Source organism: Micromonospora sp. AMSO31t (assembly GCF_008868175.1).
GTDB lineage: Bacteria > Actinomycetota > Actinomycetes > Mycobacteriales > Micromonosporaceae > Micromonospora.
The window spans coordinates 1-3,871 of sequence record NZ_WBKT01000260.1; the positions used below are offsets into that span (position 1 = coordinate 1).

Genomic DNA, 3,871 nt, shown 5'->3' on the forward strand with positions numbered 1-3,871 from the left:
GAGCTGACCGGCGGCCGGGAGGGCGCACCGGACGAGCCCGACGAGCGGGTCGGCGACTCCCGGGAGCTGCTGCGCCGGGTGGTGACCGGGATCCGCGCCGGCGACCGGGACCGGCTGCACCGGGAGCTGCGCCGGGCCCACGCCGACGTCGGGCTGGGGCTGGCGGCGATCGCCCCGCCGATGCTGCGCGGCCTGGCCGGCGAGCTGCTCGGCCACCCGCCGCGCGCCGACGACCTGGGCCGGCTGCGCCGGGAGCTGGACGGGCGGGTCCGTGACCTGCTGCCCGGCCTGCCCCCGCCGGTGCTGGACACCCTGCTCACCCGGGTCTGCCGGATGCCCCCGCCGCGCCGCGCCGAGGACCAGGAGCAGCCGCACGCCGCCGACCCGGCGGTCACGGCCGGCGTGGTCACCGGGGTGCTGCTCGACCGGCTCGGCCGGGACCTGCCGAAGGACACCGACGACCGGGAGCCGTCCCGTGGCTGACGTCCGCGCGCAACTCGTGACGCGGGTCCGGGGGATGCTCTCCGAGGCCCTGGGCACCACCCGGACCCGGCTCGCCGCCGCCGAGGCCGACCTGGTCGCCGCCCGCGACCGGCTGGCGCGGGTGCGGCGGGCCGCCGCGGCCGTGCCGGAGCGGGTGGGCACGGCGCGGGACCAGCGGCTCGCCGAGATCGACGCCCGGCACGCCGCCCGGATCGCCGAGCTGGCCCGCCGGGCCGCCGCCGCGGCCGGGCGGGAAGCCCCGGGCGCGGCGTCCGCGCCGTGGGACGGCTGGCGGGCCACCCCCGGCGGCCGGGCCGAACCACCCGGCGCCGTCCGGGTCGGCACGGTACGCATCCCCGGCGCGGAGCCGGTCCCGGCGCTGGTCCCGCTGCTCGACGCCGGGCACGTGCACCTCGCCGGCAGCGACCGGGAGGGCGTCGCCGCGGTCGTGCCCGCGCTGCTGCTGCGCTCGGTCGGCCGGGCCGACCCCGGCGCGGTCCGGCTCTTCGGGTACGACCCGGAGCACCTGGGCGGCGGGCTGGCCGGGTTCGCCCCGCTCGGCACCGCCGGGCTGCTCACCTTCGTCGGCCCCGGCGGCCTGGGCCGGCTCCTCGACGACCTGGTGGAGCAGATCCGCCGGATCAACGAGACCGTGCTGGCCGGCGAGTACGCGTCGCTGCGCGAGCTGGCGGCCGCGACCGGCCGGCGCCCGGAGCCGTGGCGGGTGGCGGTGCTGCTCGGCGGCGACGAGCTGTCCCGGCACGAGCGCGGCCAACTGGACCGGGTGGTGCGCACCGGGGCGGCCTGCGGCGTGCACCTGGTGGTCCGCGGCATCGACCTGCCCGACGGCCCGACCGTCACGCGGGTGGTGGTCGACCCGGACGACGCCCGGATCGGCGGCCTGCCGGTGGCGCTCGACGCCCCGCCGCCGGCCGGGCTGGTCACCGAGACCTGCCGCGAGGTGGCCTCCCGGGTCAACGCCGGCCCACCGCCGGCGCCCTTCACCGACCTGCTCCCCCCGGCCGGCAAGTACTGGCGGGAGGACTCGGCGCACGGGCTGACCGCGCCGATCGGCGAGGGCCCGCACGGGCGGCCGGTGCTGCTCACCCTCGGCGACTACCCGCCGCACGCGCTCATCGGCGGCCCGTCCGGCACCGGCAAGACCAACCTGATCTTCGCGTGGATCGGCGCGCTCGCCGCCCGCTACTCCCCCGCCGAGCTGGAGTTCTACCTGCTCGACTTCAAGGAGGGGGTGTCCTTCGCCCGGTTCGCCCAGGGCCGGCGGGACCCGAGCTGGCTGCCGCACATGCGGCTGGTCGGGATCAACGTGAACACCGACCGGGAGTTCGGGCTGGCGCTGCTGCGGTTCCTCGCCGAGGAGCTGCGCCGCCGGGCCGACGCGGCGAAGAAGCACGAGGTCACCAAGCTGGCCGAGCTGCGCGCCGTGGACCCGACCGGGCACTGGCCGCGGATCGTGGCGGTGGTCGACGAGTTCCAGGCGCTGCTCGCCGGCCGGGACGTGGTCGCCCGGGAGGCCGCCGACCTGCTGGAGGACCTGGCGCGGCGGGGCCGGTCGCAGGGCATCCACCTGGTCCTTGCCTCGCAGGACGTGCGCGGCATCGAGGCGCTGTGGGGGCGGCCCGCCCTGGTCGCCCAGTTCACCCTGCGTATCGCGCTGCCCAAGGCGCTGCGGATCCTGGCCGAACGCAACGACGCCGCGCAGTCGCTGCCCCGGCACCACGCCGTGGTCAACGCCGAGTCCGGCCTGGCCGAGGGAAACGAGGTGGCCCGCATCCCGTCGGCCGGCGACTGGGAGACGTGGAGCCAGCTCCAGCACCGGCTGTGGCGGATGCGCCCGCAGGACGCCGCCCCGGCCCGGCTCTTCGACGGCGACGCGATCCCGAGGCTTGCCGAGGCGCCCGACTTCCGGGCGCTCACCGCCCCCGAGCAGGGGGTGCCACGCAGCCCCGTCGCGCTGCTCGGCGAGATCATCGACGTGCAGGCCCGCTCGGCGGCGCTGCGGCTGCCCCGCGCCCCCGGCCGGAACCTGGCCGTGCTCGGCACCCGGGTCGACGAGGCGTGCGCGGTGCTCGACGCCGCCGCCCGCTCCCTGGCCCGGCAGTACCGGCCCGGCACCGCCCGGTTCTCCATCGCGTGCCTCGACCCGGACGCCGACCCGGCCGCCCGCGCCCTCTACGAGGACCTGGCCGACGACGCCGCCTGGTACGACGAGGAGACGGTGCCCGAGCTGATGGCCGAGGTGGGCGACGCGCTCGGCGCGCCGGGCACCCCGCAGACCCCGCACTTCCTGCTGCTGTACGCGGTGGACGCGGCGGCCGGGCAGCTCGCCGGGAAGGCGGGACGGCGGACCGGGCTGGAGCAGCTGCGCCGGATCCTGCACGACGGGCCGGAGCGGCGTACCCACGTGCTGGCCTGGTGGCGCGGCGTGGCCCGGATGCGGGTCGACCTGGGCGGGCCGGCGGCGCGCACCGACCAGATCGGCGCCTGGGTGGCGCTCGACGTGCAAGGCGCCGAGCTGGGCTCCTCGCTCTATCCGGGCACCGGCGGCCCGGACTGGTACCCCCGCCCGTGGCGGGGCCTCTACTTCGACCGGGCGGTGCACCGCACCGGACAGGTGATCATCCCTTATGGTCCGTCCCGATGAACGCACCGGTTGCCAGTGACACGTACGCCGCCCACGTCCGCCGGCTCGCCGACCTGACCGCCCGGGTGGCCGCCCAGCGCGCCGAGGCGCACAGCTGGTACGCGCAGCAGGTCGCCGCCGCCGACCGCGCGGTGGCCGACGCCGCCGAGCAGGTGCGGCAGGCCGAGGCGGAGGTGGCCGAGGCGCGGCGGATGGTGGAGCGGGTGGACACCGAGGCGGCCCACCTGTGGGGGCAGCTCCGGGAGCGCATCGGCGCCGGTGGGCGCCGGCTGGGTGACCCGGCCGGGCCGGCCCCCGACGCCGCCGGGGACCCGGTGCCGCTGCTGCGCGGGGTACGCGAGCTGCTGGACCGCACCCGGCAGCCGGGCGAGCTGCCCGGCTCGGCCAACCCGCTGCTGGTCGCCTGCGGCATCGGCGGCGCGCTGGTGGCGTACGCCCTGGGCGCGGGTGCACGGGCGCTGGGCGCCGGCTCCGGCGGGGACCTGGCCGTCGGCATGCCGGTGCTGGCCCTGGTCGTGACGCTGCTCGGTCCGCTGGTCGGGCTGGCGCCGGCCCGGCTGCTCGCCGACCGCCGGCACGCCGTGCTGACCCCCCGCCCGATCCTGCTGGTCGCCGCCGCCGGCCTGGCCACGACGGCCCTCCTGCTGACCCTGACCTTCACCCGCTGACCCGACCCGGACCCGGCGCGCCCTGCCAGGCCGGCGGCGGCGACCAGCAGGATCG

The 3,871-nt window shown here is 78.6% G+C and carries 2 protein-coding genes and 1 pseudogene; all 3 read left to right on the forward strand.

All coding sequences use genetic code 11. The features are described 5' to 3' along the window. Positions 1 to 483, forward strand: a pseudogene (locus tag F8274_RS30010) (hypothetical protein); the annotation flags it as partial. Further along, positions 476 to 3,148, forward strand: coding sequence for an FtsK/SpoIIIE domain-containing protein (locus F8274_RS30015; protein WP_151465708.1), 2,673 nt, complete (start codon positions 476 to 478; stop codon positions 3,146 to 3,148). The pseudogene F8274_RS30010 and the gene F8274_RS30015, both read left to right, overlap by 8 nt. Further along, positions 3,145 to 3,816 (forward strand): keratin, encoded by a 672-nt coding sequence (locus tag F8274_RS30020; protein ID WP_151465709.1) that lies wholly within the window; start codon positions 3,145 to 3,147, stop codon positions 3,814 to 3,816. Before F8274_RS30015 ends, F8274_RS30020 begins: the two co-directional genes overlap by 4 nt. Positions 3,817 to 3,871: the final 55 nt, after the last annotated feature.

What these genes read in the sequence shown, in the direction of transcription:
- F8274_RS30020 (WP_151465709.1), top strand. Translation starts at nt 3,145, where the DNA reads ATGAACGCACCGGTTGCCAGTGACACGTACGCCGCCCACGTCCGCCGG.